The sequence below is a fragment of the Candidatus Pseudothioglobus sp. Uisw_016 genome (genome assembly GCF_048087635.1).
In the GTDB taxonomy this organism is placed as follows: domain Bacteria; phylum Pseudomonadota; class Gammaproteobacteria; order PS1; family Pseudothioglobaceae; genus Pseudothioglobus.
Genome location: NZ_CP159806.1, coordinates 371,274 through 395,520 on the forward strand (window position 1 = coordinate 371,274; position 24,247 = coordinate 395,520).

Sequence of the window (24,247 nt, forward strand, 5' to 3'; positions counted from 1 at the left end):
GTTTTTATTTTTTACCATTTAAAACTTTATCATAGACTATTTTGTATATTGCGACTCCCTTTAAAAGATCGAAGGAATCCATTGCGAAATCTCTTAATTCATTTTTGTTAGTAGCATGTGACAATATTTTAGTTAAAGCCGTGTTATATGAGCCACTATCATCTGTATCAATTAGGTAGCCAGAGTTATTATATTTATTTATAAAATAATCAACATCACCAGTATTTATTTCACATAAAACTGGAAGCCCACACGCCCAATACTCGCCCATTTTAGTTGGGCTTCGTCCTATTGTAGAATAGGAATTTTTATAATTTATAACTCCAATATCTCCAGCTATTAAATAACGATGAACATCAGAATAATTACAACTTTTGATCCTTACATCATCAATAGAGATCTTATTTTTTTTAATCTCAGATGAAATATAGTCGAAATCTGTATGAGATAAAATCAAAATTTTTGTATTAATATTTAATTTTTTTGAAGCTTTATATAGATTAATAATAATATCTATATTGTAATTTCCACCAAGAGAGCCACTATATATAATTACAGTATCATTCGTCTCAATATTTAGCTCTGACCTAATACTTTTTCTAATTTCATTGTCAAAAGGTTTAAAAATATTAAAATCAACACATGTTGGTATGACGCTTAATCTATTTGCAGGTTTTAAGTTTTTACTTATGATTTCTTCATAACCTGTTTTAGTTAGAGAAATAGCATGATCACTATATTTAAAAAGTTTTTTTTCTAAGTTTTTAAAATACAAATAAATAGGGATATATATTTTTGAATCCCACGACCCACTTTCTTTTTTTTCATCAGCCCACCATCCTCTCATGTCAAATATCAATTTAGACTTGTACCTATTTTTTAAAAGCAAGGCGACACTTCCAATGACTATACTTCGGCAATGAATTAAATCATAATTATCTATATCACCATATTTTTTAGCTTTTTTCCAGCCTAGGTATAAGTCATAAATAGTAGAGATTACTGGGGGTTTCTTATGGTATTTTATTGGAAGCCATCTGATATCTAAATTTTCAATTTCTTTATATATATAAATTTTTTGTGACTCATATATTTCTGACTTTTCGTAACCAATAATATCAAAACTATAATCATTAGAGAGGTGTTTGATGTATGAAAGAACTTGAGATTGGCCTAATGGATCAGTCAAACCGTCATACATGATGAATAATATTTTTGGTTTTTTAATCATATTTCTTATCTTAATAAAATCTGCATAAGTTTATATTATTTCTTAAATCACTCTTATCATCTGGATAAAGTGAAAGTCTAAAGTAAATAAACAACTTTAATAGATTAATTCTATATTTTTGCTTTCAAATTGCTGAATTAATGTTAATTATTTAGAATATAAACTAACTCTATTTTAATTTTATTTGATAATCAAAAAATGAATGAAGATTTATTAAAAATTCTATTGCTAAATTGAAATGATTATTGAATTACAAAGATAAATGGCGGTGATATTGTTAAAATACAAATATATGTTCTCAACTTTTCTTAAATGAATATTACAATTACAGGGATTGGTTATGTAGGCCTTTCTAATGCATTGCTTTTAGCCCAGCACAATAATGTTACTGCTTTAGATTTGTCATCTAAAAAAATCATAATGTTAAATCGAGGAGAGTCTCCATTTTCTGATAAAGAGATGGAGGAGTTTTTGGAAAATGAAAAACTTAATTTTAGAGCTACACTAGATAAATTAGAAGCTTATCGAAGTGCTGATTTTGTAATTGTAGCAACTCCTACTGATTATGACATAGAAACGAACCATTTCAATACTTCATCAGTGGAATCAGTTGTTAAGGATGCCATCGGTATTAACCCTAATGTAACTATTGTTATTAAATCTACAGTTCCAGTCGGATATACAGAAAATCTCAAAAAAATATTAAATTTTGATAACATCATTTTTTCTCCAGAATTTCTAAGAGAGGGAACTGCTCTTTATGATAATCTTTATCCATCTCGAATTATTGTTGGGGGAAATGCCAAAAGTGCAGAAAAGTTTGCAAATTTACTAGTCAATGGAGCCCTTAAAGAAAGTATTGATGTACTTTTAACAAATTCTACAGAGGCTGAAGCGATTAAATTATTTTCAAACACTTATCTTGCTATGAGGGTGGCTTATTTTAATGAGCTTGATTCATATGCTGAAGTTCATAATCTAGATAGCAGAGAAATTATTAAAGGTGTAGGGCTTGATCCACGTATTGGCACTCATTACAATAATCCATCATTTGGATATGGTGGATATTGCTTACCAAAAGATACTAAGCAATTGATGGCTAACTACAAAGATATACCCAATAATTTAATTACCGCAATTGTTGATGCCAACTCCACAAGAAAAGATTTTATTGCTAATTCAGTCATAAGTAAAAATCCAAAAATTGTTGGAGTTTATCGACTCATAATGAAAAGTAATTCAGATAACTACAGGGCTTCATCTGTTCAAGGAATTATGAAAAGAATTAAAGCAAAAGGCATTGAAGTTATTGTTTATGAGCCAGTGCTTAAAGAGGAAAATTTTTTTCAGTCGAGAGTAGTCAAAGATTTGAATGAGTTTAAAAAGCTGTCTGATATTATTATTGTCAATAGAATGACAAATGAAATTCGAGATGTTGAAGGTAAAATTTATACACGAGATTTATTTAATTCTGATTAAGAGAAAAGTATGAAAATATTAGTTACTGGATCAGCAGGTTTTATAGGCTCAGCACTTTCATTAAGACTCCTAGAGAGAGGTGATGAGGTAGTTGGCATTGATAACCATAATAATTATTATGACCCAGCCCTCAAAGAAGATCGGCTTGCTCGACACTCTAATAAGAATAACTATAAACATATTCGTATGGATATTGAAGATGGGCCGAGAGTTAAATCACTATTTCAAGAGTATAAATTTGATTGTGTTGTTAATTTAGCTGCTCAAGCTGGTGTAAGGTACTCAATTGAAAATCCAATGGCCTATATTAATACTAATATTGTTGGTTTTGCAAATATATTAGAGGGTTGCAAAAATCATAATATCTCTCACCTCGTCTATGCATCAAGTAGTTCAGTTTATGGGGCAAATAGCCAGATGCCTTTTTCTGTCCATGATAATGTCGATCATCCTTTAAGTATGTATGCTGCAACTAAGAAAGCTAATGAACTTATGGCACATACATATAGCCATCTATTTAATCTTCCCACTACTGGCCTTAGATTTTTTACAGTTTATGGGCCTTGGGATAGACCAGATATGGCTCTGCAAAAATTTGCAAAGTCTATGATTAATGGGGATAAAATTAAAGTTTTTAATTATGGTAATCATTTAAGAGACTTTACATACATTGATGATGTTATAGAGGGGATTGTCAGAGTAATAGATAAACCTGCCACTATAAGTCTAAATTGGAAAGAGGAGAATCTTGATCCTGCAAAATCTAAAGCTCCATGGAGAATTTATAATATTGGTAGTAATTCGCCTGTCAAACTATTAGATTATATTAGCTCTCTTGAAAAATCACTAAATGTTATTGCTGATAAGGATTTAGTTCCTTTGCAGCCAGGAGATGTTCATAATACTTATGCTAATATAGATGATTTAGTTAGAGATTTTGAATATAAGCCAACTATGCCAATTAAGAAAGGGGTGGACAATTTTGCAAAATGGTTTAAAAGCTACTATAGTTATTAATACAATATCTATCTTTTGGCTTATTCATGCTTAAGTGATATCTGATAGATTAAAGTATTGAAAAAAATTATAAGTGTAAGATATTTTTCAATTAAAAATGATTATTTTTATTAAATAAATGGTGAGAGAATACATAAAAATCTATTTAAATATTTTCAAATAAAAGATGACTCTAGACAAAAAAATTATTTATTTGTTACTATTTTTGTTCCATATTGCCTTGAGTTGGACATTTAACTCAATTGCATATAGTGACTTTCTTTCTAATCTTCATAATGGTGAAGGTTTTTGGTTTTTTGCGGCTGACTCCATAAAATACCATAATGAAGCCATAATTCAGCTTGAATACTTAAAAAATTCAGACTGGATAAGCTGGCTTAATTCTTATACAAACCATGCAAATGTTAAAATAATATCTTTGTCATACTGGATTTTAGGAAACCCTAATCCAATTTCAGTTTCAATAGTTAATGCCCTAATATGGCTTATTTCGATAGTTCTAATTTTTAGATCATCGCAATTAATTTTTCCAAAGAATTTTTTCCTACCTTTTTTAATATCAACTTTTTTCTTTCATCCCTCCATTTTGAGCCAGTCTACTCAACTGCTTAGAGATCCATATTTTATTTTAGGCATTTGCAGCTTTATTTATGGGTGGGCAATTCTAGAGAAGAACTATTCAAGATGGCAGTGGTTTTTTTATATGCTATTAGGTTTCATTTTAACTGTCTCGATGCGCCAATATTTATTTCCTATTTTTGCTTTTTCTACTCTCATTTATATGACTTGGGTTGTTTATCATAAAAGATGGATGTTTTTCCCATCTACTGCATTGGTTATCTTATTAGTTATTTTCCAGTCATCTTATATTAATACTCGTACAGAAATCAATATCTCTGAGGAGGTAGAGAACTTTAAGGCTGAGATTCTTGTTGAGGCTGTGGCTAAAAAGATTGAGCTAGCTGAGGAAATACGCATAAATGAAGAGGCTAAAGCAAAGAATGCTGAAAAAGAATTTCGGGAGTCTGAAGCGAAACGAATTGCTGAAGAGCTGAAATTAAAATTAGCAGAAGTAAAGCGTGTCGCATTAGAAATTAAAATTAAATTAGCTGAAGTTAAGCAAAGCGCTATTGAAGCAGAAACTAAAGATGCTGAGTTACTCGTTAAAGAGGCATCCAAACAGTTAGAAGAAGATCAGCAGAATAAGGATCTATTGAAGTTAGAAATAGCAGCGCTTAAAGAGGCATCCAAACAGTTAGAAGAAGATCAGCAGAATAAGGATCTATTGGAATTAGAAATAGCAGCCCTTAAGGAGGCTGAAGCTGAAATTCAATATAGACAGCTCCTTGCGAAAGAAGTTCAAGATGAGCAAGATTATCAACTTTTTTTGAATCTACCTAATTCTGAGAATTTATCAAAAGAAGCTCTTTTAATGAAAAAATTTCCACCATTAGCCTATTCCTCCAATCCAGTAGTTTATTCCTTAAATTTGCTTTCTCATCATATTGGAGCTATTCGTTATGATTGGGCCAGGGTTGTAGTTATGGGTGCTAATGTTGGGTCAGTAATTGACGTTAATGTTCAAATTTATGATTTTTATTCTGCACTTAAATATTTACCAAGGGCAATACAGATTGGATTTTTAGCACCTTTTCCAAAAGATTTTTTGACTTCTGGAAGTTCAGTTGGGAGAATTGGTTACATTTTATCTGGCGCCGAAATGCTCCTTTGGTACTTCATATTGTTTGGATTCTTTTATAGCCTCTTTGTCAATTTATCAGTTTTTCGTCAACTAATCCCAGTTTTTATTTTTTCAGTTTCAATTATTATTATACTGGCATATGTTGTCCCCGTTATTGGAGCCCTTTTTAGAATGCGACAAGGGTATATGATTCCTTTTTATATATATGGTATGTATGGGCTACAGCTACTTTATAATAGATTCCCTATGAGACTATTTCATACCAAGTATTAATATTTTTAAATTATTATTGATATAAAAAATTTAATTAAATTTCAATATAGTTCAATCTTAAAAAAACTACTTAAAATTAAAATGAAAAAAAAGAAAATATATATAGCTGGTTGTGGTGGAATGCTTGGCGATGCTTTTCATAATGTCTTTAGCAATAGTTATGAACTGAAATGTTCAGATATTGACTTGAATGAGTCATGGCTAAACTATCTTGATTTTCGTGATTATGAAGCATACTTTTCAGATGTTTCCGAGTTTGAGCCTGATTATCTTTTTCATCTTGGTGCCTTTACTGATCTTGAGTATTGTGAAACTAATCAAGATGAAACTTATGCTACAAATACACTTGCAGTTGAAAATGCAGCACATATTGCTAATATTCTTGATATACCAATTCTTTATATCAGTACTGCAGGGATTTTTGATGGTACACAAGACACTTTTGATGATTGGGACTTGCCTAATCCACTTGGGCACTATGCTCGAAGTAAGTATGCTGGTGAACTTTTTATTCAGCAGAATTGTCAACGCCATTTAATCTGTAGAGCAGGATGGATGATGGGTGCAGGCCCTAATAAAGATAAAAAGTTTATTCAAAAAATTATGAAGCAACTTAAAGATGGCAATAAAGAACTTTATGTTGTTGATGACAAGCTGGGAACTCCAACCTATACCTATGATTTTGCTGCTAATGTAAAGCTGCTTATTGAAAAAGAATTTTGGGGTCTTTATAACATGGCTTGTGGAGGCATTACAGGGCGTGATGAGGTTGCCAAAGAGCTTTTGAATATTTTAGGGCTCGAAAATGAAGTGAATATAACCCTTGTAGATTCTGATTATTGGAAGAAAGAGTATTTCGCAGTTCGTCCACCATCTGAAAGACTAGTTAACAAGAAGTTAGATATTCGTGGCCTTAATATTATGAGAAATTGGAGGGTTTGTTTAAAAGAGTACATTGGTGATTATTATCATAATTATTTATGATCAATTATTTTAATTCGTATTACAATTATGGAAAAAATTATTTCTAATATTAAATTATGTGTGGAATAGCAGGTTTTATTGCCAATTCTCAAAATAAGCTCGAGTTAAAATCTATCGCCAAAAAAATGGTTGACATGATTGGCCACCGTGGCCCAGATGATACTGGTATTTGGGTCGATGAAACATCCCAAGTTGCCTTTGGCCATAAAAGATTGTCAATACTTGATTTATCTATGGCAGGGCATCAACCAATGCATTCAAAGTGTTCCCGCTATTCGCTTATATTTAATGGAGAGATCTATAACCATAATGATATAAGAAATAAATTGCAAGAAGTTAATGAGCAATCACTTGAGTGGAATGGGCAGTCAGATACTGAGACATTATTAGCCGCATTTACAAGTTGGGGAATAGAGAAGACATTAAATGAGTGTGTTGGAATGTTTGCTATTGCACTTTGGGATAAAAACGAAGGAACTCTAACATTAGCACGAGATCGATTAGGAGAAAAGCCACTATATTATGGCTGGCAAGGTAATACATTTATGTTTGCTTCTGAACTAAAGGCTTTAAAAGTTCATCCTGACTTTACCTGTGAAATTGATAGAAATTCATTGACGCTTTTTTTGCGTTATAACTACGTTCCTGCGCCATATTCTATATATAAAGGAATTAGTAAGCTATCTTCTGGCTCTTTTATTCAATTGTCAATTAACAGTAAAGAGTTAACTTCAGTCATACCTTATTGGTCATTGTCCGAGGTTGTCTTTAATGGGCAAAGTAGTCCTCTAAATTGTAATGACGAAGTAGCAGTTTCTTTACTTGAAAATTGTCTTGGTAGTGCTGTTGAAGAGCAGTTGATATCAGATGTCCCGCTTGGGGCATTTTTGTCTGGTGGTATTGATTCATCACTAATTGTATCAATGATGAAGACAAGATCATCTCAGCCTGTAAAAACCTTTACTATTGGGTTTGATGATTCTGATTACAATGAAGCAATTTATGCAAAAGCAGTGGCAAAACATCTTGGCACTGAGCATTCTGAGCTTTATATTTCTTCACAAGATGCACTTGATGTTATCCCTCAGCTACCTTCAACATATGATGAGCCATTTGCTGACTCATCACAAATACCGACATTTCTTGTGGCAAAGATGGCAAGTAGTAATGTGAAAGTTGCACTTTCAGGTGACGGAGGTGATGAGCTATTTGGAGGATATAATCGATATATATGGAGTAGATCAATACGCAATAAGACTAGTTGGTTGCCAAAATCTGTTCTTCAGGGCGTAGGATTTAGTCTTGGTAAGATCTCTGCACCTACTTGGGATAAGATTAATAATTCATTTTCTGGGCTGCTTCCATCCCAATATAAGGTAACACAAATGGGAGAAAAAGTTCATAAAGTGGCGCGACATTTAACTGTGAATAGTGATTTTGATTTATATCGTGGACTAGTTTCTCAATGGCAAAATCCAGCTGATGTTGTCATAGGTGGCTATGAGCTGGATCTCCAAATTACTTCAGAGAGTTCTGAAAAAATGTTTGAAGATATTGAACATCGAATGATGTTTATGGATACATCAACTTATTTGCCAGATGATATACTTTGTAAGGTTGATAGGGCAGCAATGGCGTCCAGTCTTGAAACACGTGTACCACTTCTAAATCATAATGTTCTGGAGTTAGCTTGGAAACTTCCACTTCATATGAAAATTAGAGATGGACAGGGTAAATGGATTTTAAGAAAGTTATTGTATAAGTATGTTCCACAAGAATTGATTGACAGACCTAAGCAAGGATTTGCATTACCAATTGATGCATGGTTGAGAGGGCCATTACGTGAATGGGCAGAGAATCTTCTTAAAGAATCAAGACTTATAAATGAAGGTTTTTTTCATCCAGAGCCAATCAGAAAAGCATGGGAAGAGCATCTAAAAGGAAATAATATGCATAATCAGCTTTGGGGAGTTTTAATGTTTCAGGCTTGGCTTGAAAAAGAGTAATATCGTCAATAATGAATAAGAAAAAATTACTTTTCATCGTTAATGCAGATTGGTTTTTTTTGTCTCATCGTCTTCCAATTGCTATTGAAGCTATTAGCCAAGGATATGAAGTTCATATTGCAACGACTATTACTAATGAACTTGATACATTAAAAAAAAATGGACTCATAGTTCATCCAATCAACCTTCATAGAAGCCGTACTGGTTTGTTATCAGTATTACTTGAATTTAAAGAGATTCTTGATATTATTCGATTAGTTGCTCCTAATATTGTTCACTTAGTAACAATAAAACCAGTTTTATTGGGAGGTCTAGCATCAAGATTACTTAATGTTCCATCTGTTGTTTATGCAGTGTCTGGCCTCGGGTATGTCTTTTTAAAAAAAGGTGTTACAGCTTTTATTATTCGGAAAATTATAATATATTTATATCAATTAGCTTTTAGACATAAAAACAAATGTGTGATTTTTCAAAATGATAGTGATCAATCAATGCTATCTAAACTTTCACTATTATCATCTAATGAAGTGGAGTTAATAAATGGTTCAGGCGTAGATCTATCTGTATTTACTCAGCAGCCTTTTAATTCTGGTGTACCTATTATTATTCTAGCAGCACGCCTCCTTAAAGATAAGGGGGTTAAAGAGTTTATTGAGGCAGCAAAATTAGTAAATATCAATAATAATCGTGCTCGTTTTGCATTAGTTGGTGAGCCTGATTTTGATAATCCAGCTTCAATCCAACGATATGAGCTGGAGAATTGGGAGAGTGAAGGGATTATTGAGCTTTGGGGTCATAGAGAGGATATGGAGAAAGTAATTTCATTATCAACTATCGTTGTATTGCCTTCATATCGAGAGGGATTTCCAAAAATACTAATTGAAGCTGCTGCTTGTGGTCGTCCAATAGTTACAACTGATGTGCCGGGTTGTCGAGATGCAATTGATAAAGATATTACTGGTATTATTGTTCCTGTTCAAGATTACATAGAGCTAGCAAAAAAGATTAGTTTTTTGTTAGACAACCCTTTTCTATCTAGGAAGATGGGAAATGCTGGCAGGATTCGAGCAGAAGAAATTTTTGATATAAACAAAGTAGTTCAAAAACATATGAATATTTATGAAGATTTATCAAATAGAGCATTAGCCTAAACGATTATTATGAAATTATTAAAAGAAGAGTTTCAAGGAAAAGTTAAAAAGAATTTTATTAATTTAATTAATGAAAAACAATTAATTAATGACTTTCATTATGAAAAAACAATTAATTTATGGGGTAAAAATAATCATAAAAAAAATAAAACTAAACATATTGCTGTAGATACCCACATAGAAAAAGTATTAATAGAGTATCCAATTGAAGATAGTATTGATAATTATCTTGAAATAGGCTGCGGTGAAGGCATTGATGTAAATTATTTACAAAATAATTATAAAATCAAAAATACTTATGTTGTAGATATTGGAGAAAATATTTTTCAGCTTTCCAAATTAGATAAATTTCAAGGAGTCAATTTTTGTAGATGCGATTGTTTAAGTTTGCCTTTTAATAAATCATCATTTGATGTTATCTACAGTTATGGTGTGTTTCATCACACTCCAAGTCTTAAATTATCTATTGAAGAAGCAAAAAAGGCTTTAAAGAAAGATGGAGTTTTAATTTTTTATAATTACATTAAACATAAAAACCTTTTTAAGAGATTCGGTATTTTTATTGAAACAATTTTATTAAAGTTATTTCAAAAAAAAAGTTATGCTCACATCAAATTTTTATGTTACTTAATGACGCCTTTTATTCTTTTATTTTTTTCGTACCCTGCTCAATTTTTAAAGTTACTAGGTAGTAAGCAAATGTATAAAAAATTTCCTTTATGGTGGGGGTTAAAGCCTAATGATATAATTTTAGATTTACTAGATAGATTATATGCCCCAATAAATTTAAGGCTAACAAAATCTGAAATGATAAAGTTATTGCAGGATATAAATTTTTCATATATTGAAGTTAGAGAGGTGCCTGATGGGCTTTTTTGTAAAGCAGTTAAATAATTAATAATAAATTTATTCTGACTTCTGAATTATTATTCTTAATACTTATACTAAGAAAATATATATAAATATTCAATATATGAAAAAATATTTAATTACAGGAGGGAGTGGATTTATTGGTAAGCACTTACTTGCATTATTAAACACTTATCAAAGTGAAATTAAAGTTATTGCAAGAAAAAAAGATCATAAATATAAAACATTTATCTGTAACTTAGGTAGTGAAAAAATTCCTTCTACCGCTTTTGATTCTATAGATACTGTTATCCATCTTGCTGGTTTAGCGCATGATGTAAAAAATCCCTTAACATCTAGTAAACTTTATTATGATATAAATGTAACTGCTACGATTGACTTGGCTGAAGCTGCAGCTGGAAGTGGTGTTAAGTCTTTCATTTTTGTAAGTAGTACTAAGGCAGGTGGAAATCCAATTTTTGGAAATTGTGCAGATGAAAGTGATCAGTTTGAACCTGAAGGAGTTTATGGAAAAACTAAACGAGAAGCTGAGATAAAACTTTTAAAAATTGGAGAAAATTCAGATATGAATATTTCTATCATTAGACCTGCATTGGTTTATGGTCCTGATATGAAGGGCAATTTAGAATTAATGCTCTCAGGAATAAAAAAAGGTTTTTTTCCACCACTTCCTGAGACTGGAAATATAAGATCTATGATTCATGTTGATGACTTAGTTAATGCGATTTTATTAATTTCAGAAAATGATATTACTAATGGTGAAATATATATTGCAACTGATGGAGAGAAATACTCATCTCGTGACATCTACAATATCATGCGTGATATTGCTGGGAAGAGGCCATTAAAATGGAGTGTCCCAAAGTCAGTATTTTTATCACTTGCATTAATAAGTCCACGAATTAGATATAAAATTGATAAATTACTGGGCGATCAATGTTATTCTTCAAATAAGTTAAAAGCATTAGGGTTTACTCCCAAAAGAAAATTAAAGGAAATGAATGAAACGTCTTTTTGATTTATCTTTTAGTATTATTTTGCTTTTAGTTTTAATCACACTAATGTTAATAATAGCTATTACTATTAAATTAACTTCGAAAGGTCCAATAATTTTTTGGTCAGATAGGGTTGGTATGAATAACAGAATTTTTCGAATGCCAAAATTTAGGTCAATGATAGAAGAGACTCCGTCATTAGCAAGTCACTTATTAAAAGAACCTGATTCTTATTTATCTCCTATCGGGTTTTTTTTACGCTCAACAAGTTTGGATGAGCTTCCCCAGCTAATTTCTGTCTTAAGGGGTGACATGAGCTTTGTTGGACCTCGACCTGCTTTGTTTAATCAGGATGACTTGATTGCTTTGAGAACTGAAAAAAAAATAGAGAGTGCAATCCCTGGAATAACGGGTTGGGCTCAAGTGAATGGCAGAGACCAATTAACAATAATAGATAAGGTTGCATTTGATGAAGAATATATTTTGCGACAATCATTTTGGTTTGATATGAAAATATTAGGGATGACATTTGTAAAGGTTGTTAAAGGGACTGGGGTGAATCATTAATTTGTTAATTTTGTGTTAGATTAAGGTATAAAAGTTCAATATATGCTAAGAAAAATTATCCATTTATCAAGAGTCAAAAAACAAATAATTATGTCATTTTGTGATGCAATAATTATTGTTTTTGTGTTACTTATGGCTTTCTCTCTTCGTCTTGGTGAGTGGTATGCTCCTGAAGGGGAGGTAAGTTTAATAATATTTGGTGCCCCTCTTATAGCTATCCCAGTTTTTATTCAGTTTGGTTTGTATCGAGCCATTATTCGTTATATTGACTTTAAAGCGCTGTGGTCTGTTGTAAAGGCAGTATCTTTGTATGCCCTAATATGGGGAGTAATTACTTTGATGGCCGCTATTGATAGTCTTCCTCGATCAGTTATATTAATTAATTGGGTTTTATCTATATTATTAATTGGAGGTCTTAGAATTTTTGCCCATGCTATATTCAGTCGTAATTTTAAATTATCAGTACTTAATATTCAAAATAAAAACAATCAAAAACGAGTATTAATATATGGAGCTGGAGAGGCTGGAATTCAATTATCATCAGCCTTAGGACATTCATCAGAGTTTAATCTTGTAGGATTTGTTGATGATGCTAAAGAACTACATGGGAAAAATATTAGAGGGCTAAATATTTATTCTGCTAATGATATTTGTAACATAATTGAGAGGCTTAAAGTTGAAGAATTACTACTTGCTATACCTTCAGCCTCTCGAAGTAAAAGGGTTTCTATTATTAATGCATTAGAGCCATATTCTGTTATTGTAAGAATGCTACCGGGAGTCTCTGAATTGGCTAAGGGAAAAGTAAGCGTTGGAGATTTGCGTGAAGTAAGTATGGATGATTTATTAGGTCGTGATTCTGTTCAATCTAATAAAAAATTATTAGGTAAAAATATTACCAATAAAGTTGTAATGGTTACAGGAGCTGGTGGATCAATTGGATCAGAGCTCTGCCGTCAAATAAAATTTTTAAAGCCTAAGTTACTAATTCTTTATGAAATGAGTGAGTTTGCGTTATATGAAATTGAAAAAGAATTATTAATTAGTACGACTATTAACATAACTATTTATCCAATACTTGGAAGTGTTAATAATAGAGCACGTCTTGAAAATATCTTTAGTCATTTTGGCGTTAACACCATTTATCATGCCGCAGCTTATAAACATGTTCCAATGGTTGAATATAATAATACTGAGGGGATAAATAATAATATATTTGGAACATTAAATTGTGCCCAAGCTGCTATTAGTACTGGAGTAGAAACCTTTGTACTAATTTCAACTGATAAAGCAGTTCGTCCAACCAATACTATGGGGGCAACCAAACGTTTTGCAGAGCTTGTATTGCAAGCCTTATCAAGTAAAAATAATAACACACTATTTTCGATAGTTCGTTTTGGAAATGTTCTTGGCTCTAGTGGATCAGTAATTCCATTATTCAAAAAACAAATTAAAAATGGTGGACCTGTAACAGTAACAGATCCAAATATTATTCGCTATTTTATGACTATAACTGAAGCTGTTGAATTAGTAATTCAATCAGGCTCAATGGGGGAGGGTGGAGATGTTTTTGTATTAGATATGGGTGAGCAGGTTAAAATTGATGATTTAGCTAAAAAAATGATTAAGCTTAGTGGTCTTCAGATAAAAGATGATTTGAATCCTGATGGTGACATTGAAATTAAATACACTGGTCTGAGGCCGGGTGAAAAGCTATTTGAAGAGCTATTGATTGGCAAGAATACTAGTGAAACTGATAATCCTAGAATAATGCGTGCTAAAGAAGAGATGATGGAGTGGACGAGGCTAGAGGGTATTTTGGATGAATTAAGAATTGCTATTAATGAAAATAATTATCTAAAACTTCGTGAACTTTTAATTCAAGCTGTTCCTTTATTTAAACCACAATGCGATATTATTGATATTTTATATAAAAAAATAGAATGAAAATATTAGTTACAGGAGGTTCTGGGTATATTGGTTCACATACTTGTATCGAATTAATTAAGGCTGGGTATCAGGTAGTTGTTGTTGATAATCTCTGTAATTCATCTATAGAGTCACTAAAGCGCATAGAAAATTTGTATAGTTGCAAAATTCCATTTCATAAGCAAGATGTAAGAAATCAAGAGGCAATGAGGAGTATTTTTGATCAGTATAATTTTGATGGAGTGATTCATTTTGCTGGCTTAAAAGCTGTTGGGGATTCTGTTTCAATGCCAATTGAGTACTATAGTTCAAATGTAGGTGGAGCGATAGCACTAATGGAGGTTATGAAAGAACAGAATTGTCGAGCTTTAGTTTTTAGTTCCTCAGCTACTGTTTATGGTGATCCACATAAAGTTCCTATCAAAGAAGATTTTCCATTGTCAGTAGCTAACCCTTATGGAAGATCAAAGCTGGTGATTGAAGATTTTTTACGAGATGTTTTTATTTCTGAGAATTCCTGGAGTATTGGACTTCTTAGATACTTCAATCCTGTGGGAGCTCACAATAGCGGAATTATAGGCGAAGATCCTCGTAATACCCCAAATAACTTAATGCCATATATTTCACAAGTAGCTATTGGAAACTTAGAAAAACTTCGTGTTTTTGGGGGTGATTACAATACACCAGACGGAACTGGTGTTCGAGATTATATCCACGTTGTTGATCTAGCAAAAGGACATGTAAAAGCTTTACAAGTTTTGAAAAATAAATCTCAATTGATGACTGTGAATTTAGGATCGGGACAGGGATACTCTGTATTAGATGTGATTAAAGCATTTGAGGAGGCTTCTGGTATAAAAATTCCATATGAGGTTGTTTCCAGAAGAGCAGGAGATGTTTCAACTTGCTATGCTGATCCCAGTTATGCATTAGAAATTCTAGGATGGAGTGCTGAATATAAATTGAATCAGATGTGTGAGGATTCGTGGCGTTGGCAATCTATGAACCCAAATGGCTACTAAATAAAGGCTTCATACTAATATATGATTTGCCTATTTAATTATTTATCAAAATATTTAATAATATTAATTTAGATGTAAAATATGCATTTCTATTGCCCACTCAATTTAATAAATAGCATAAATATTTTTATAGCGAGTCATTGCAAAATTAACCATGCATTCAAAAAATGAAAAATAATTTTCTTGTAATTGGAAGTAACTCTTTTTCTGGAGCATACTTTACAAAGTATCTCTTAGAAAAAGGACATAATGTTTTTGGAGTTAGCCGCTCTGAAGAGCCAAATGAGGTTTTTTTACCATATAAATGGACTAATAATTTAGATGTTAATTTTGAATTTATCCAGTTAGATCTTAATTTACACCTCAATGAAATAAAAAAACTAATAAAGTCTATAAAGCCTGAGTATGTAATTAATTTTGCAGCCCAAGGTATGGTTGCTGAAAGTTGGTTAACTCCAGAACACTGGTATCAAACTAATGTTGTGTCTCAAGTCAAACTACATGATGAGTTAAGAAAAATAGATTGCATAAAAAAATATGTGCATATTAGTACTCCAGAAGCTTATGGAAGTTCAGATGGAGGATGGCTAAAGGAAAACTATAATTTTTCGCCTAGTACCCCTTATGCGGTATCCAGAGCTGCTTGTGATTTGCATCTTTTAAGTTTCTATAAGGCTTATGGTTTTCCAGTAGTTTTCACTCGAGCTGCAAATGTTTATGGGCAGGGGCAACAGTTATATCGAATTATTCCCCGAGCAATGCTTTCAGCAAGATTAGGACGCAAGTTAAATCTGCATGGAGGCGGTGTTTCAGTTCGCTCTTTCATTCATATGGAAGATGTTTCTTCTGCAATTTATAAAATTTCACTTCAGGGAAATACTGGTGAAACTTATCATATCTCGACTAACCAAACTATTTCTATTAAGGCATTAGTTCATAAGATTTGTGATATGACAAAAGTAGAATTTAAAGAAGTAGTTGAAATGACAGATGATCGACTAGGTAAAGATCAATCTTATCTTTTGGATAGTTCAAAATTACGAAATGAGTTTGCCTGGATAGACCACATTAATTTAGATGAAGGCCTTAAAGAGACTTTAACTTGGGTTGACAATAATCTAGAGAATCTGAAGTTACTTCCTTATGAGTATCTTCATAAGATTTAATTATTAAAAACAATATGCCATATGATTTTATTTAAATAGGTAAAATTATTGCAATATTTAGAATGTTGAATCTTAACAAAAATGAAATTATCTGAACTTCAGACTTCAATGCTACGAATAAGGCTAGTAGAAGAGTCTATAGCTAAAAAATACTCTGAGCAAAAAATGAGATGTCCAACTCATTTATCAATTGGTCAGGAGGCAATAGCTGTTGGAGTATGCTCTAATCTTACCAATGAAGATCAAGTTTTAAGTACTCATAGAGCTCATGCTCATTACCTTGCAAAAGGAGGTTGTTTAAATTCTATGTTAGCTGAAATTTATGGAAAGGTCACGGGATGCTCTAAAGGAATGGGTGGGTCTATGCATTTGATTGATAAATCAGTTGGTTTTATGGGGAGTACTGCTATAGTAGGGAATACAATACCAGTAGCAGTTGGCTCCGCTCTTGCAATGAAAATCCAAGAAAAAAAATCAATTAGCTGTGTTTTTTTTGGAGATGGAGCTACTGAAGAAGGTGTTTTTTATGAATCAATTAACTTTGCAATAATACACAACCTTCCTATCCTTTTTATTTGTGAAAATAATTTATATTCAGTCTACTCAGGCTTAGAAGTTAGGCAGCCAAAGGGAAGAAAGATATTTGAAATGGTTAGAGCTTTTGGTATAGAATCAAATCATGGTGATGGAAATAATGTCCAACAAGTAAGTGATTATGTTGAATTAGCAAGAGATAAGATACTGTTGGGTAACGGTCCCCAGTTTTTAGAATTTGATACTTATCGGTGGAGAGAGCACTGTGGCCCAAATTATGATAATGATATAGGATACAGAGAAAAAGAAGAGTTTTTAAAATGGAAAAAAAAGGACCCACTTAAGGATGTTCTTGAAAACAAAGATCTAGATCTTGTTAAAGTTTTTTTTAATAAATTTAATGCTGAAATTCATCAAGCACATCATTTTGCTGATAATTCTGAATTTCCTTCAGATAAGGATTTTCAACAAATAATCAATTCTTAATATTATGAGAAAAATAACTTTTGCAGAGGCAATCAATGAGGCAATGTGTATTGCTATGCATAAAGACAAGAATGTTATCACTTTTGGTCTTGGTGTGCCTGACCCAAAAGGTATCTTTGGAACTACCATAGGATTGCAAGAAAAATTTGGTTCTGAAAGAGTATTTGATACCCCTACATCTGAAAATGCTATGACTGGCGTCGGAATTGGAGCATCTCTTAATGGGTTGAGACCAGTAATGGTCCATCAGAGAGTTGACTTCTTTCTTTTAGCCATGGATCAATTAATTAATAATGCAGCTAAATGGAGGTTCATGTTTGGCGGTGTTTGCAGAGTCCCTATAACTATTCGATTAATTGTTGGACATGGCTGGGGGCAAGGCCCTACTCATTCCCAGAACTTGCAGTCTATGTTTTCTCAAATACCTGGACTGAAAGTTGTTATGCCAACAACTGCCTATGATGCTAAAGGTCTTTTGTTGGAAAGTATTTTTAGCGATGATCCCGTAATATTCTTAGAACATAGATGGCTTCATGGCTTGGAAAGTGATGTACCAGAGGGACTTTATAGAATACCTATAGGGAAGTCAAAACTAATGAGAGAAGGATCTGATATAACTTTAGTGTCATTATCCTATATGACCATAGAGGCTTTGCATGCCGTAGATGAGCTAAACAAAATTGGTATCACTTGTGATCTAATAGATTTGAGATCAACAAGCCCTCTAGATAGCGATACAGTTATCAAATCTTTAAGTAAAACTGGTAGACTTTTGGCTATAGATTCAGCTTCAGAAAGTTTTTCAGTTGCAAGCGAAATAATTGCTAGAGTTTCTATGGCTTCATATGATAAATTAAAAAGCCCCCCTGATAGAATTGCTTTAGCTGATGAACCTTCCCCAACTAGTTTTGGGTTAACTGATAAATATTATTTTGGAGCGAAAGAAATAGCATTAAGAGTGTTAAAAATATTAGGTGTAGATGCAAAAATTAATAGTAAGAACTTTGCCAAGAAGCATCCTCATGATGTGCCTGGTGATTGGTTTAAGGGGCCATTTTAGTTCCTTAGTTATAAGACTTTGTTCTTATAAAGTCTTATAATAAATAATTGAAAAATAATATAAACTTTGAGAAAATAGTTCAAGTTATGAAACCAGTTTGTCCTTGTTTTTGCTCTAATAAAGGTTTCTTTGTTTGCATTGATGAGCTTTATAATTGTATCTTTCCTATTTCAAAAGGTTATAACTTCTATGAAACCTACCTAATAAATATAGGTATTAATGATTCAACATTGCTTAAGTGTCTTTTAAAGTTTCAAAAAAATTAATTAATAATGACTTTCGTACTTCATTTTTGTATGATGATATAATCGTAGATTCTACCAGACAAGCTAGAAGTTTTATATAACCCAATTGTTTATAAATTAATGACTATGTATTCAGAAGTTTCTGAGCTCTTAGAAGGGCAAAAAATGTTCCAAGTTCTTTCCCAATGTAAAAAACTTGAAAAGCAAGGAAGGGACATAATACATTTTGAAATTGGAGATCCTGATTTTGATACTCCTAAACACATTGTAGAAAGATGTGTAAGGGAATTAAGAGCAGGAAATACTCACTATACTGACTCAGGTGGGTTAGAAAGTTTTAAAGAAGTTGCTTCAATAAGAACCCTAAAATCAAGAGGTTTTAAACCTTCACTTGATCAGATTTTAGTTACTCAAGGAGCGAATATACAAATTTATTATGCTCTGGCTTGTATAGGAAATCCTGGAGATGAGGTTATAACAATAGATCCATGTTTTGTGTCTTATAAATCAATCTTTAAATTTCTGGGCTTAAAGGGCGTCTTTATAAAATTAAAGGAAAAAAATAAATTTAGATTAGATCCAGAGGATATAGAAAAATTTATTACAAAGAAAACTAAAGCAATTCTAATAAATTCTCCACATAATCCTACTGGATCAATAATGACAAAAGAAGAGATAAAGAAAGTCTACGATATAGCAAAGAAAAATAATCTTTGGTTAATTAGCGATGAAGTTTATGGAAGAATAGTTTTTTCAGATGATAGAACTATTTTTTCTTCACCTTCCGTCTATGATAAGTGTCTCGAAAGGACTATAATAATTCATTCTTTTAGTAAATCTTATGCAATGACAGGGTGGCGTATTGGTGCAGTTACGGCTCCCAAAGAACTTGTTAGAAGAATGACATTGCTTCTAGAAACAATAGCCTCGTGTGTTAGTCCTTTTTTACAATTAGCAGCAGAGGAAGCACTTTCGTCGAATCAAAATTATATAGATGATATGGTAGAAACTTTTAGAAAAAGAAGGGATCTAATGCATGAACTAATTTTAGATTTGCCTCTAATTAGTGCTTTGAAGCCTGAGGGGGCGTTTTACACTTTTGTAAATATTGAAAAAACAGGCCTGTCCGATGAAGAGTTCTCTGAAAGACTTCTAAGTGAACAAGGAGTTGCAACATGCCCTGGAAGTTTTTTTGGAGATGGCGGCAAAGGTTATGTTCGATTTTGTTTCGCAACAGACGAAAGAAATATAAAAATAGGACTCGAGCGAGTAAAAGAATTCCTTCAACAATTACTGTAAGCTAAATGATGAAATTAACTGAAGTTATAGCTAAATTTCTTAAAAAGAATGGGATAAATTCAGCATTTGGATTGCAAGGGGGCGCTGTAGTTCATATTTTTGATTCTTTAGAAGGAAATAATTTTAATGTAACTTACTGTCATCATGAAGAATCAGCGGCATTAGCCGCAGTGGCCAATTCAAAAATTACAGGAAAACCTGGTTGTGTTGTTGTAACTTCAGGACCTGGATGCACTAATGCCATTACAGGGCTTCTTGCAGCATGGCAAGATTCTGTACCTTGTATATTTATTTCCGGGCAAGTCAGATCAACACACATGTCTTATGGAAAGAATGTAAGGCAATTTGGAACACAAGAAGTGCCCATAATAGACATTGTTAAGCCTATAGCTAAATATTCAAAAGTCCTCGAAGAAAAAAGTGAAATACTTGATGTGCTTGAAGATGCTTTAAGAATATCTATCTCAGGAAGGCCAGGTCCTGTTTGGTTGGACATACCACTTGATTATCAGTTTGGAGAAGAGGTTGATATTTCTGAAGAAGATATCAAGATAGTAAATAAAGAAATAGTTGGAACAAATAAAGGGTCTTCGTTGTCAGAATTTAAAGAAATGCTTTCTGCATCTCATAAACCATTGTTTGTTTTAGGTTATGGGTTGAGACTCTCGGGAGCTCTTGAGGAATTTAAATCTTTTCTGATTGAAAAGGATTTTAATTTTGTTACTACCTGGACAGCTTCGGATTATTTCCCTACTGACTATGAAAGAAACTTAGGTATTATAGGGATGAGAGGGCAAAAAGGAGCAAACAAAGCTGTTTTTGATTCAGATTTAATAATTTGTATAGGTACTCATCTTTCTATCCCTCACACAACAACTTTAATAGATACTTACGCAGAAAAAACTAAGAAGATAATTGTTAATATTGATAAAGAACAGCTAAATAATTTAAATCTTAATTTTGATTTAATTATTAACCAGGATATAAATTATTTTATTAAGGACCTGGTAGAAATTCAATTAGAAGAATCACCTAAAGAAATCTTTAAAGGAATTAAAGATCTCAATTGGTACTATCCTAAAGAGAACTCCAAGCCTAATCCAAATATATTCTTTAAAGAACTGACACTAAATTCTCCTGAATCCTCTGCCTTCATAATTGACGGAGGAGGGACTGCATTGTATGCAGGTTTTCAGAGTGCACATATAAAAAAAGGACAGAGAATTATTTGTTCTTCTGCAATTTCTGCAATGGGAACTGGATTAGGAGAAGTTATAGGAGTTCATAATGCTGGGGTGTTCGAAAAATTATTTTGCATAATTGGAGACGGAAGTTTCTTGATGAACATCCAAGATCTTCAAACTATAAAATCTCAGAAAATACCAGTTATTATTTCTGTAATAAATAATAATGGATATCTAGCAATTAGACATACACAGTCCGAATTTTTATCTGGAAAATTATATGGAACTCATCCAGATTGGTCCTTAGAAATGCCTTCTATCGAAAAGTTAGCAAATGGATTTGACATTCCGTTTTGCAAATTAGATAACAAGAAGGATACTGAAGAAATAATTGGTAAGCTTTTAAATTCTGATGGTCCGATCATATGCGAAGTAGTAGTGGATGAAGATGTTCAAGAATTATTTAAACAAGGTTATCAATCGAATGGAGATGGTACTTTTTCCCCTCTTCCGTTGAATGAAATGCAGCCGTAGATTGAAAAAATTATGAGTAAAATTATTATATTAGGAATCAATGCTGATATTGGATTCAATATTTCCTTAAAATATCTTGATGATGGGTTTGAAGTTTTAGGCACTTTCAGATCTGAAAATAAGAATACAGAGATTCTCAGATCAAAAAAAAATATTTCTCTCGTCCGGTGTGACGTTTTATCTAAAAAAGATATAAAGAATTTATTTGAAGAAGTAAAAATAAAAAAATTTGAGTGGACAAATATATTTAGTTCAATTGGTTCAAGTAAACCCATTGGAAATTTTTTTGATTTAGACTTTTCTACTTGGGAAAAATCAATTTCTATAAATTTTACAAGTCAATTATCAATTATTCATGGACTATACAAATTAAGAGATAAAAATAGTTTGGCTTGTGTAAATTTAATGGCTGGTGGTGGAACAAATTCAGCAATGTCAAATTACTCAGCTTACTGTGTATCCAAGATAGGTTTAATTAAAATGTGTGAATTACTAGATGCCGAATGTGAAGATTTAAAAATTCAAATTATTGGCCCTGGATTTGTAAGGACAAAAACTCATGAAGAAACTTTAAAAGCAAAACAAATGGCAGGAAGTAATTACGAAAGGGTTAAAGAATTTATGGAATCAGGAGAACAGGGAACTTCTTTTGAAGATATATACAGATGCCTGAAATGGATAGACTCATCAGAAAAAAAAGTAACAAGTGGAAGAAATTTCTCTGTAGTTCATGATTCTTGGGGTAAAGAAGCACTTGAAGTAGAGCTTAAAAAAAACCTAGATATGTACAAACTTAGAAGAAAAGGAAATGCAGTTATTATATAATTTGTTCTCTTAAAAAATTTAAAATAAAATATATGAAAATTTCAAATAAAGAATTCGAAGAGCTAAAAAGAACTCTACCCGAGGTGAAGGATTATAATTTTAGTGTTTTAGATCTGGATTGCAATGTAGAGGAGATTATTGATTTTATATGGAAAAATCCTGAATTTCAAAACCCAAAATCATCAGTTTATTGTTTCTTTAAAAATCTACTTATCTTGAAGTATGCAGCCATATATAAAGTTTATGATGAAGTTGATTCTATTTTTGACATAAAAATTAACTTCCCTTTTATTTCTTTAGGGAGCATAAATTCCCGTCATTTCTTTGGAATTGATGAACTTTTAATTTATAAATTTTATAAAAATAATGTTGATAGATATAAGAAAGTTTGTGACATAGGTACAAATATTGGTCTTCACAGTAAAATACTCTGTGAATTAAATTATTCAGTGGATTCTTATGAGCCAGACATAGTTCACTCTAAGATAGCAAAAAATTATCTTGACGGCTATTCTAATAATAAATTTCATCAGAAAGCGGTCTCTTCGTATGAAGGAAAAGCTCAATTTACCAAAATTATTAATAACTCTACTGGTAGTTATATAAATGATAAAAAAGATTCTTATGGGCCAACAGAAGTTTATGAAGTTGAAGTGGAAAATGCTAATAAATTAGCTGGCAAGTTTGATTTATTTAAACTAGATGTAGAAGGATCAGAGGTTGATATTTTAAAAAGTTTTCAAAAAGAAGATTTTGATACATCTGATTTTATTGCTGAAATATCTACAGAGCCTACAAGACAAGAATTTTGGAATTTATTTTCATCTTTAAAAATCCCTGTTTATTCTCAAAAAATTTCCTGGGGAAAAGTTGAATCAATAGAAGAATTACCAACTTCTCACAGAGAAGGGTCGATATTTATTTCTAAAAATAATACTTGGTGTTAACAGGATGGGAAAAGAAGAAAATATTCTAAAATTTTATCCTCAATCCAGTAGACCCATTCAGGAGAGAGGAAATTTAATAACTGAAATGGATAGAGCGGTAGCTAGAAAGTTTGATATTGAGTATTTTGATGGAGATAGGCTAACTGGCTATGGAGGCTATAGCTATAGTCCAAGATTCTGGACTGATACAGTTGCACATATAGTAGATATTTATAGCTTAAATAACAATTCTAAGATTCTTGATATTGGTTGTGCAAAGGGTTATATGATGCATGATTTGTCTTTATTAATTCCTGAAGCAGAAATTAAAGGTATTGATATTTCTCAGTATGCAAAAAATAATGCAATTAAATCAATGCAAGAAAATATTACGGTTTCTAATGCTAATAACCTTCCTTTTCCAGATGATTATTTTGATTTAGTGATAGCTATAAATACTCTTCATAACCTTCCCCTAATTGACTGTAAGCAAGCTTTTAGAGAAATAAATAGAGTAACAAAAAATAACTCTTTCATTATGAATGATGCTTGGAGGGATGAAAAAGGAGAGCAATCAATGCTAAATTGGAATTTGACTGCGCTTACTTATATGAGTTGTGATGACTGGAAAAAACTTTTTAAAGAAGTTAACTATAAAGGTGATTACTATTGGTTTTTTGCTGAATAATAATTTTTATACCTACAATGTAATTTTACGAGTAGAAAATAACTTCCTTTTAACTAAAATTAGTAGTGCTAAAT

20 protein-coding genes are annotated in these 24,247 nt (G+C 31.9%); 19 read left to right on the forward strand and 1 reads right to left on the reverse strand.

Annotated features, from left to right (window positions below):
* Nucleotides 1-4: 4 nt before the first annotated feature.
* Nucleotides 5-1,231: a glycosyltransferase gene (locus tag ABXT69_RS01875; protein ID WP_416678684.1), complete on the reverse strand. Its 1,227-nt coding sequence runs from the start codon at nt 1,229-1,231 to the stop codon at nt 5-7.
* Nucleotides 1,232-1,543: 312 nt separating this feature from the next.
* On the opposite strand from ABXT69_RS01875, the gene ABXT69_RS01880 reads away from it, so the two are divergent.
* The 19 genes from ABXT69_RS01880 to ABXT69_RS01970 all read left to right on the forward strand — a co-directional run bounded on the left by ABXT69_RS01880 (nt 1,544) and on the right by ABXT69_RS01970 (nt 24,173).
* Entirely contained in the window at nt 1,544-2,710 is a 1,167-nt protein-coding gene (locus tag ABXT69_RS01880) for a nucleotide sugar dehydrogenase (RefSeq protein ID WP_416678687.1), read from the forward strand.
* A 9-nt stretch (nt 2,711-2,719) separates the two neighbouring features.
* Entirely contained in the window at nt 2,720-3,727 is a 1,008-nt protein-coding gene (locus ABXT69_RS01885) for an NAD-dependent epimerase (RefSeq protein WP_416678689.1), read from the forward strand.
* 166 nt (nt 3,728-3,893) lie between these two features.
* Nucleotides 3,894-5,702 (forward strand): hypothetical protein, encoded by a 1,809-nt coding sequence (locus ABXT69_RS01890; protein WP_416678692.1) that lies wholly within the window; start codon nt 3,894-3,896, stop codon nt 5,700-5,702.
* 81 nt (nt 5,703-5,783) lie between these two features.
* Nucleotides 5,784-6,686, forward strand: a complete 903-nt coding sequence (locus ABXT69_RS01895) for an SDR family oxidoreductase (protein WP_416678694.1) — start codon at nt 5,784-5,786, stop codon at nt 6,684-6,686.
* Between the two features lie 56 nt (nt 6,687-6,742).
* Nucleotides 6,743-8,692 (forward strand): asparagine synthase (glutamine-hydrolyzing), encoded by a 1,950-nt coding sequence (asnB, locus tag ABXT69_RS01900; RefSeq protein ID WP_416678697.1) that lies wholly within the window; start codon nt 6,743-6,745, stop codon nt 8,690-8,692.
* Nucleotides 8,693-8,703: 11 nt separating this feature from the next.
* Nucleotides 8,704-9,843, forward strand: a complete 1,140-nt coding sequence (locus ABXT69_RS01905; protein ID WP_416678700.1) for a glycosyltransferase family 4 protein — start codon at nt 8,704-8,706, stop codon at nt 9,841-9,843.
* A gap of 9 nt (nt 9,844-9,852) precedes the next feature.
* A complete protein-coding gene (locus ABXT69_RS01910; RefSeq protein ID WP_416678702.1) occupies nt 9,853-10,737 on the forward strand; it encodes a class I SAM-dependent methyltransferase in 885 nt (294 codons plus the stop codon).
* A gap of 79 nt (nt 10,738-10,816) precedes the next feature.
* Nucleotides 10,817-11,731 (forward strand): NAD-dependent epimerase/dehydratase family protein, encoded by a 915-nt coding sequence (locus ABXT69_RS01915; RefSeq protein ID WP_416678704.1) that lies wholly within the window; start codon nt 10,817-10,819, stop codon nt 11,729-11,731.
* The gene (locus ABXT69_RS01920) at nt 11,715-12,275 is read left to right on the forward strand and encodes a sugar transferase (RefSeq protein ID WP_416678706.1); all 561 of its coding nucleotides are present in this window, start codon (nt 11,715-11,717) and stop codon (nt 12,273-12,275) included. Before ABXT69_RS01915 ends, ABXT69_RS01920 begins: the two co-directional genes overlap by 17 nt.
* A 42-nt stretch (nt 12,276-12,317) precedes the next feature.
* Nucleotides 12,318-14,222 carry a polysaccharide biosynthesis protein gene (locus tag ABXT69_RS01925; RefSeq protein WP_416678708.1) on the forward strand — a complete coding sequence of 635 codons (1,905 nt, stop codon included), beginning with the start codon at nt 12,318-12,320 and terminating at the stop codon, nt 14,220-14,222.
* Nucleotides 14,219-15,226 carry a UDP-glucose 4-epimerase GalE gene (gene galE / locus ABXT69_RS01930; RefSeq protein ID WP_416678711.1) on the forward strand — a complete coding sequence of 336 codons (1,008 nt, stop codon included), beginning with the start codon at nt 14,219-14,221 and terminating at the stop codon, nt 15,224-15,226. The genes ABXT69_RS01925 and galE overlap by 4 nt, the downstream gene beginning before the upstream one ends.
* 167 nt (nt 15,227-15,393) lie before the next feature.
* Nucleotides 15,394-16,392, forward strand: coding sequence for a GDP-mannose 4,6-dehydratase (locus ABXT69_RS01935; protein WP_416678713.1), 999 nt, complete (start codon nt 15,394-15,396; stop codon nt 16,390-16,392).
* Nucleotides 16,393-16,473: 81 nt separating this feature from the next.
* Nucleotides 16,474-17,412 (forward strand): thiamine pyrophosphate-dependent dehydrogenase E1 component subunit alpha, encoded by a 939-nt coding sequence (locus ABXT69_RS01940; protein WP_416678715.1) that lies wholly within the window; start codon nt 16,474-16,476, stop codon nt 17,410-17,412.
* Nucleotides 17,413-17,416: 4 nt separating this feature from the next.
* Nucleotides 17,417-18,472: an alpha-ketoacid dehydrogenase subunit beta gene (locus ABXT69_RS01945; RefSeq protein ID WP_416678717.1), complete on the forward strand. Its 1,056-nt coding sequence runs from the start codon at nt 17,417-17,419 to the stop codon at nt 18,470-18,472.
* Nucleotides 18,473-18,843: 371 nt separating this feature from the next.
* Nucleotides 18,844-20,016: a pyridoxal phosphate-dependent aminotransferase gene (locus tag ABXT69_RS01950; protein ID WP_416678718.1), complete on the forward strand. Its 1,173-nt coding sequence runs from the start codon at nt 18,844-18,846 to the stop codon at nt 20,014-20,016.
* A 5-nt stretch (nt 20,017-20,021) separates the two neighbouring features.
* Entirely contained in the window at nt 20,022-21,734 is a 1,713-nt protein-coding gene (locus tag ABXT69_RS01955; protein WP_416678719.1) for a thiamine pyrophosphate-binding protein, read from the forward strand.
* Between the two features lie 12 nt (nt 21,735-21,746).
* A complete protein-coding gene (locus tag ABXT69_RS01960) occupies nt 21,747-22,559 on the forward strand; it encodes an SDR family oxidoreductase (RefSeq protein WP_416678720.1) in 813 nt (270 codons plus the stop codon).
* Between the two features lie 32 nt (nt 22,560-22,591).
* Nucleotides 22,592-23,506 carry an FkbM family methyltransferase gene (locus ABXT69_RS01965; RefSeq protein ID WP_416678721.1) on the forward strand — a complete coding sequence of 305 codons (915 nt, stop codon included), beginning with the start codon at nt 22,592-22,594 and terminating at the stop codon, nt 23,504-23,506.
* Between the two features lie 4 nt (nt 23,507-23,510).
* Nucleotides 23,511-24,173 (forward strand): class I SAM-dependent methyltransferase, encoded by a 663-nt coding sequence (locus ABXT69_RS01970; protein WP_416678723.1) that lies wholly within the window; start codon nt 23,511-23,513, stop codon nt 24,171-24,173.
* The last annotated feature ends 74 nt before the right edge of the window (nt 24,174-24,247 follow it).

Bases quoted from the DNA above. Each gene is read 5' to 3' on its own strand.
- ABXT69_RS01910 (WP_416678702.1), top strand. From the start codon at position 9,853: ATGAAATTATTAAAAGAAGAGTTTCAAGGAAAAGTTAAAAAGAATTTT.
- ABXT69_RS01885 (WP_416678689.1), top strand. From the start codon at position 2,720: ATGAAAATATTAGTTACTGGATCAGCAGGTTTTATAGGCTCAGCACTT.
- ABXT69_RS01935 (WP_416678713.1), top strand. From the start codon at position 15,394: ATGAAAAATAATTTTCTTGTAATTGGAAGTAACTCTTTTTCTGGAGCA.
- ABXT69_RS01890 (WP_416678692.1), top strand. From the start codon at position 3,894: ATGACTCTAGACAAAAAAATTATTTATTTGTTACTATTTTTGTTCCAT.
- ABXT69_RS01895 (WP_416678694.1), top strand. From the start codon at position 5,784: ATGAAAAAAAAGAAAATATATATAGCTGGTTGTGGTGGAATGCTTGGC.
- ABXT69_RS01880 (WP_416678687.1), top strand. From the start codon at position 1,544: ATGAATATTACAATTACAGGGATTGGTTATGTAGGCCTTTCTAATGCA.
- ABXT69_RS01905 (WP_416678700.1), top strand. From the start codon at position 8,704: ATGAATAAGAAAAAATTACTTTTCATCGTTAATGCAGATTGGTTTTTT.
- ABXT69_RS01915 (WP_416678704.1), top strand. From the start codon at position 10,817: ATGAAAAAATATTTAATTACAGGAGGGAGTGGATTTATTGGTAAGCAC.
- ABXT69_RS01925 (WP_416678708.1), top strand. From the start codon at position 12,318: ATGCTAAGAAAAATTATCCATTTATCAAGAGTCAAAAAACAAATAATT.
- ABXT69_RS01945 (WP_416678717.1), top strand. From the start codon at position 17,417: ATGAGAAAAATAACTTTTGCAGAGGCAATCAATGAGGCAATGTGTATT.
- galE (WP_416678711.1), top strand. From the start codon at position 14,219: ATGAAAATATTAGTTACAGGAGGTTCTGGGTATATTGGTTCACATACT.
- asnB (WP_416678697.1), top strand. From the start codon at position 6,743: ATGTGTGGAATAGCAGGTTTTATTGCCAATTCTCAAAATAAGCTCGAG.
- ABXT69_RS01960 (WP_416678720.1), top strand. From the start codon at position 21,747: ATGAGTAAAATTATTATATTAGGAATCAATGCTGATATTGGATTCAAT.
- ABXT69_RS01965 (WP_416678721.1), top strand. From the start codon at position 22,592: ATGAAAATTTCAAATAAAGAATTCGAAGAGCTAAAAAGAACTCTACCC.
- ABXT69_RS01970 (WP_416678723.1), top strand. From the start codon at position 23,511: ATGGGAAAAGAAGAAAATATTCTAAAATTTTATCCTCAATCCAGTAGA.
- ABXT69_RS01920 (WP_416678706.1), top strand. From the start codon at position 11,715: ATGAAACGTCTTTTTGATTTATCTTTTAGTATTATTTTGCTTTTAGTT.
- ABXT69_RS01950 (WP_416678718.1), top strand. From the start codon at position 18,844: ATGTATTCAGAAGTTTCTGAGCTCTTAGAAGGGCAAAAAATGTTCCAA.
- ABXT69_RS01875 (WP_416678684.1), bottom strand. From the start codon at position 1,231: ATGATTAAAAAACCAAAAATATTATTCATCATGTATGACGGTTTGACT.
- ABXT69_RS01955 (WP_416678719.1), top strand. From the start codon at position 20,022: ATGATGAAATTAACTGAAGTTATAGCTAAATTTCTTAAAAAGAATGGG.
- ABXT69_RS01940 (WP_416678715.1), top strand. From the start codon at position 16,474: ATGAAATTATCTGAACTTCAGACTTCAATGCTACGAATAAGGCTAGTA.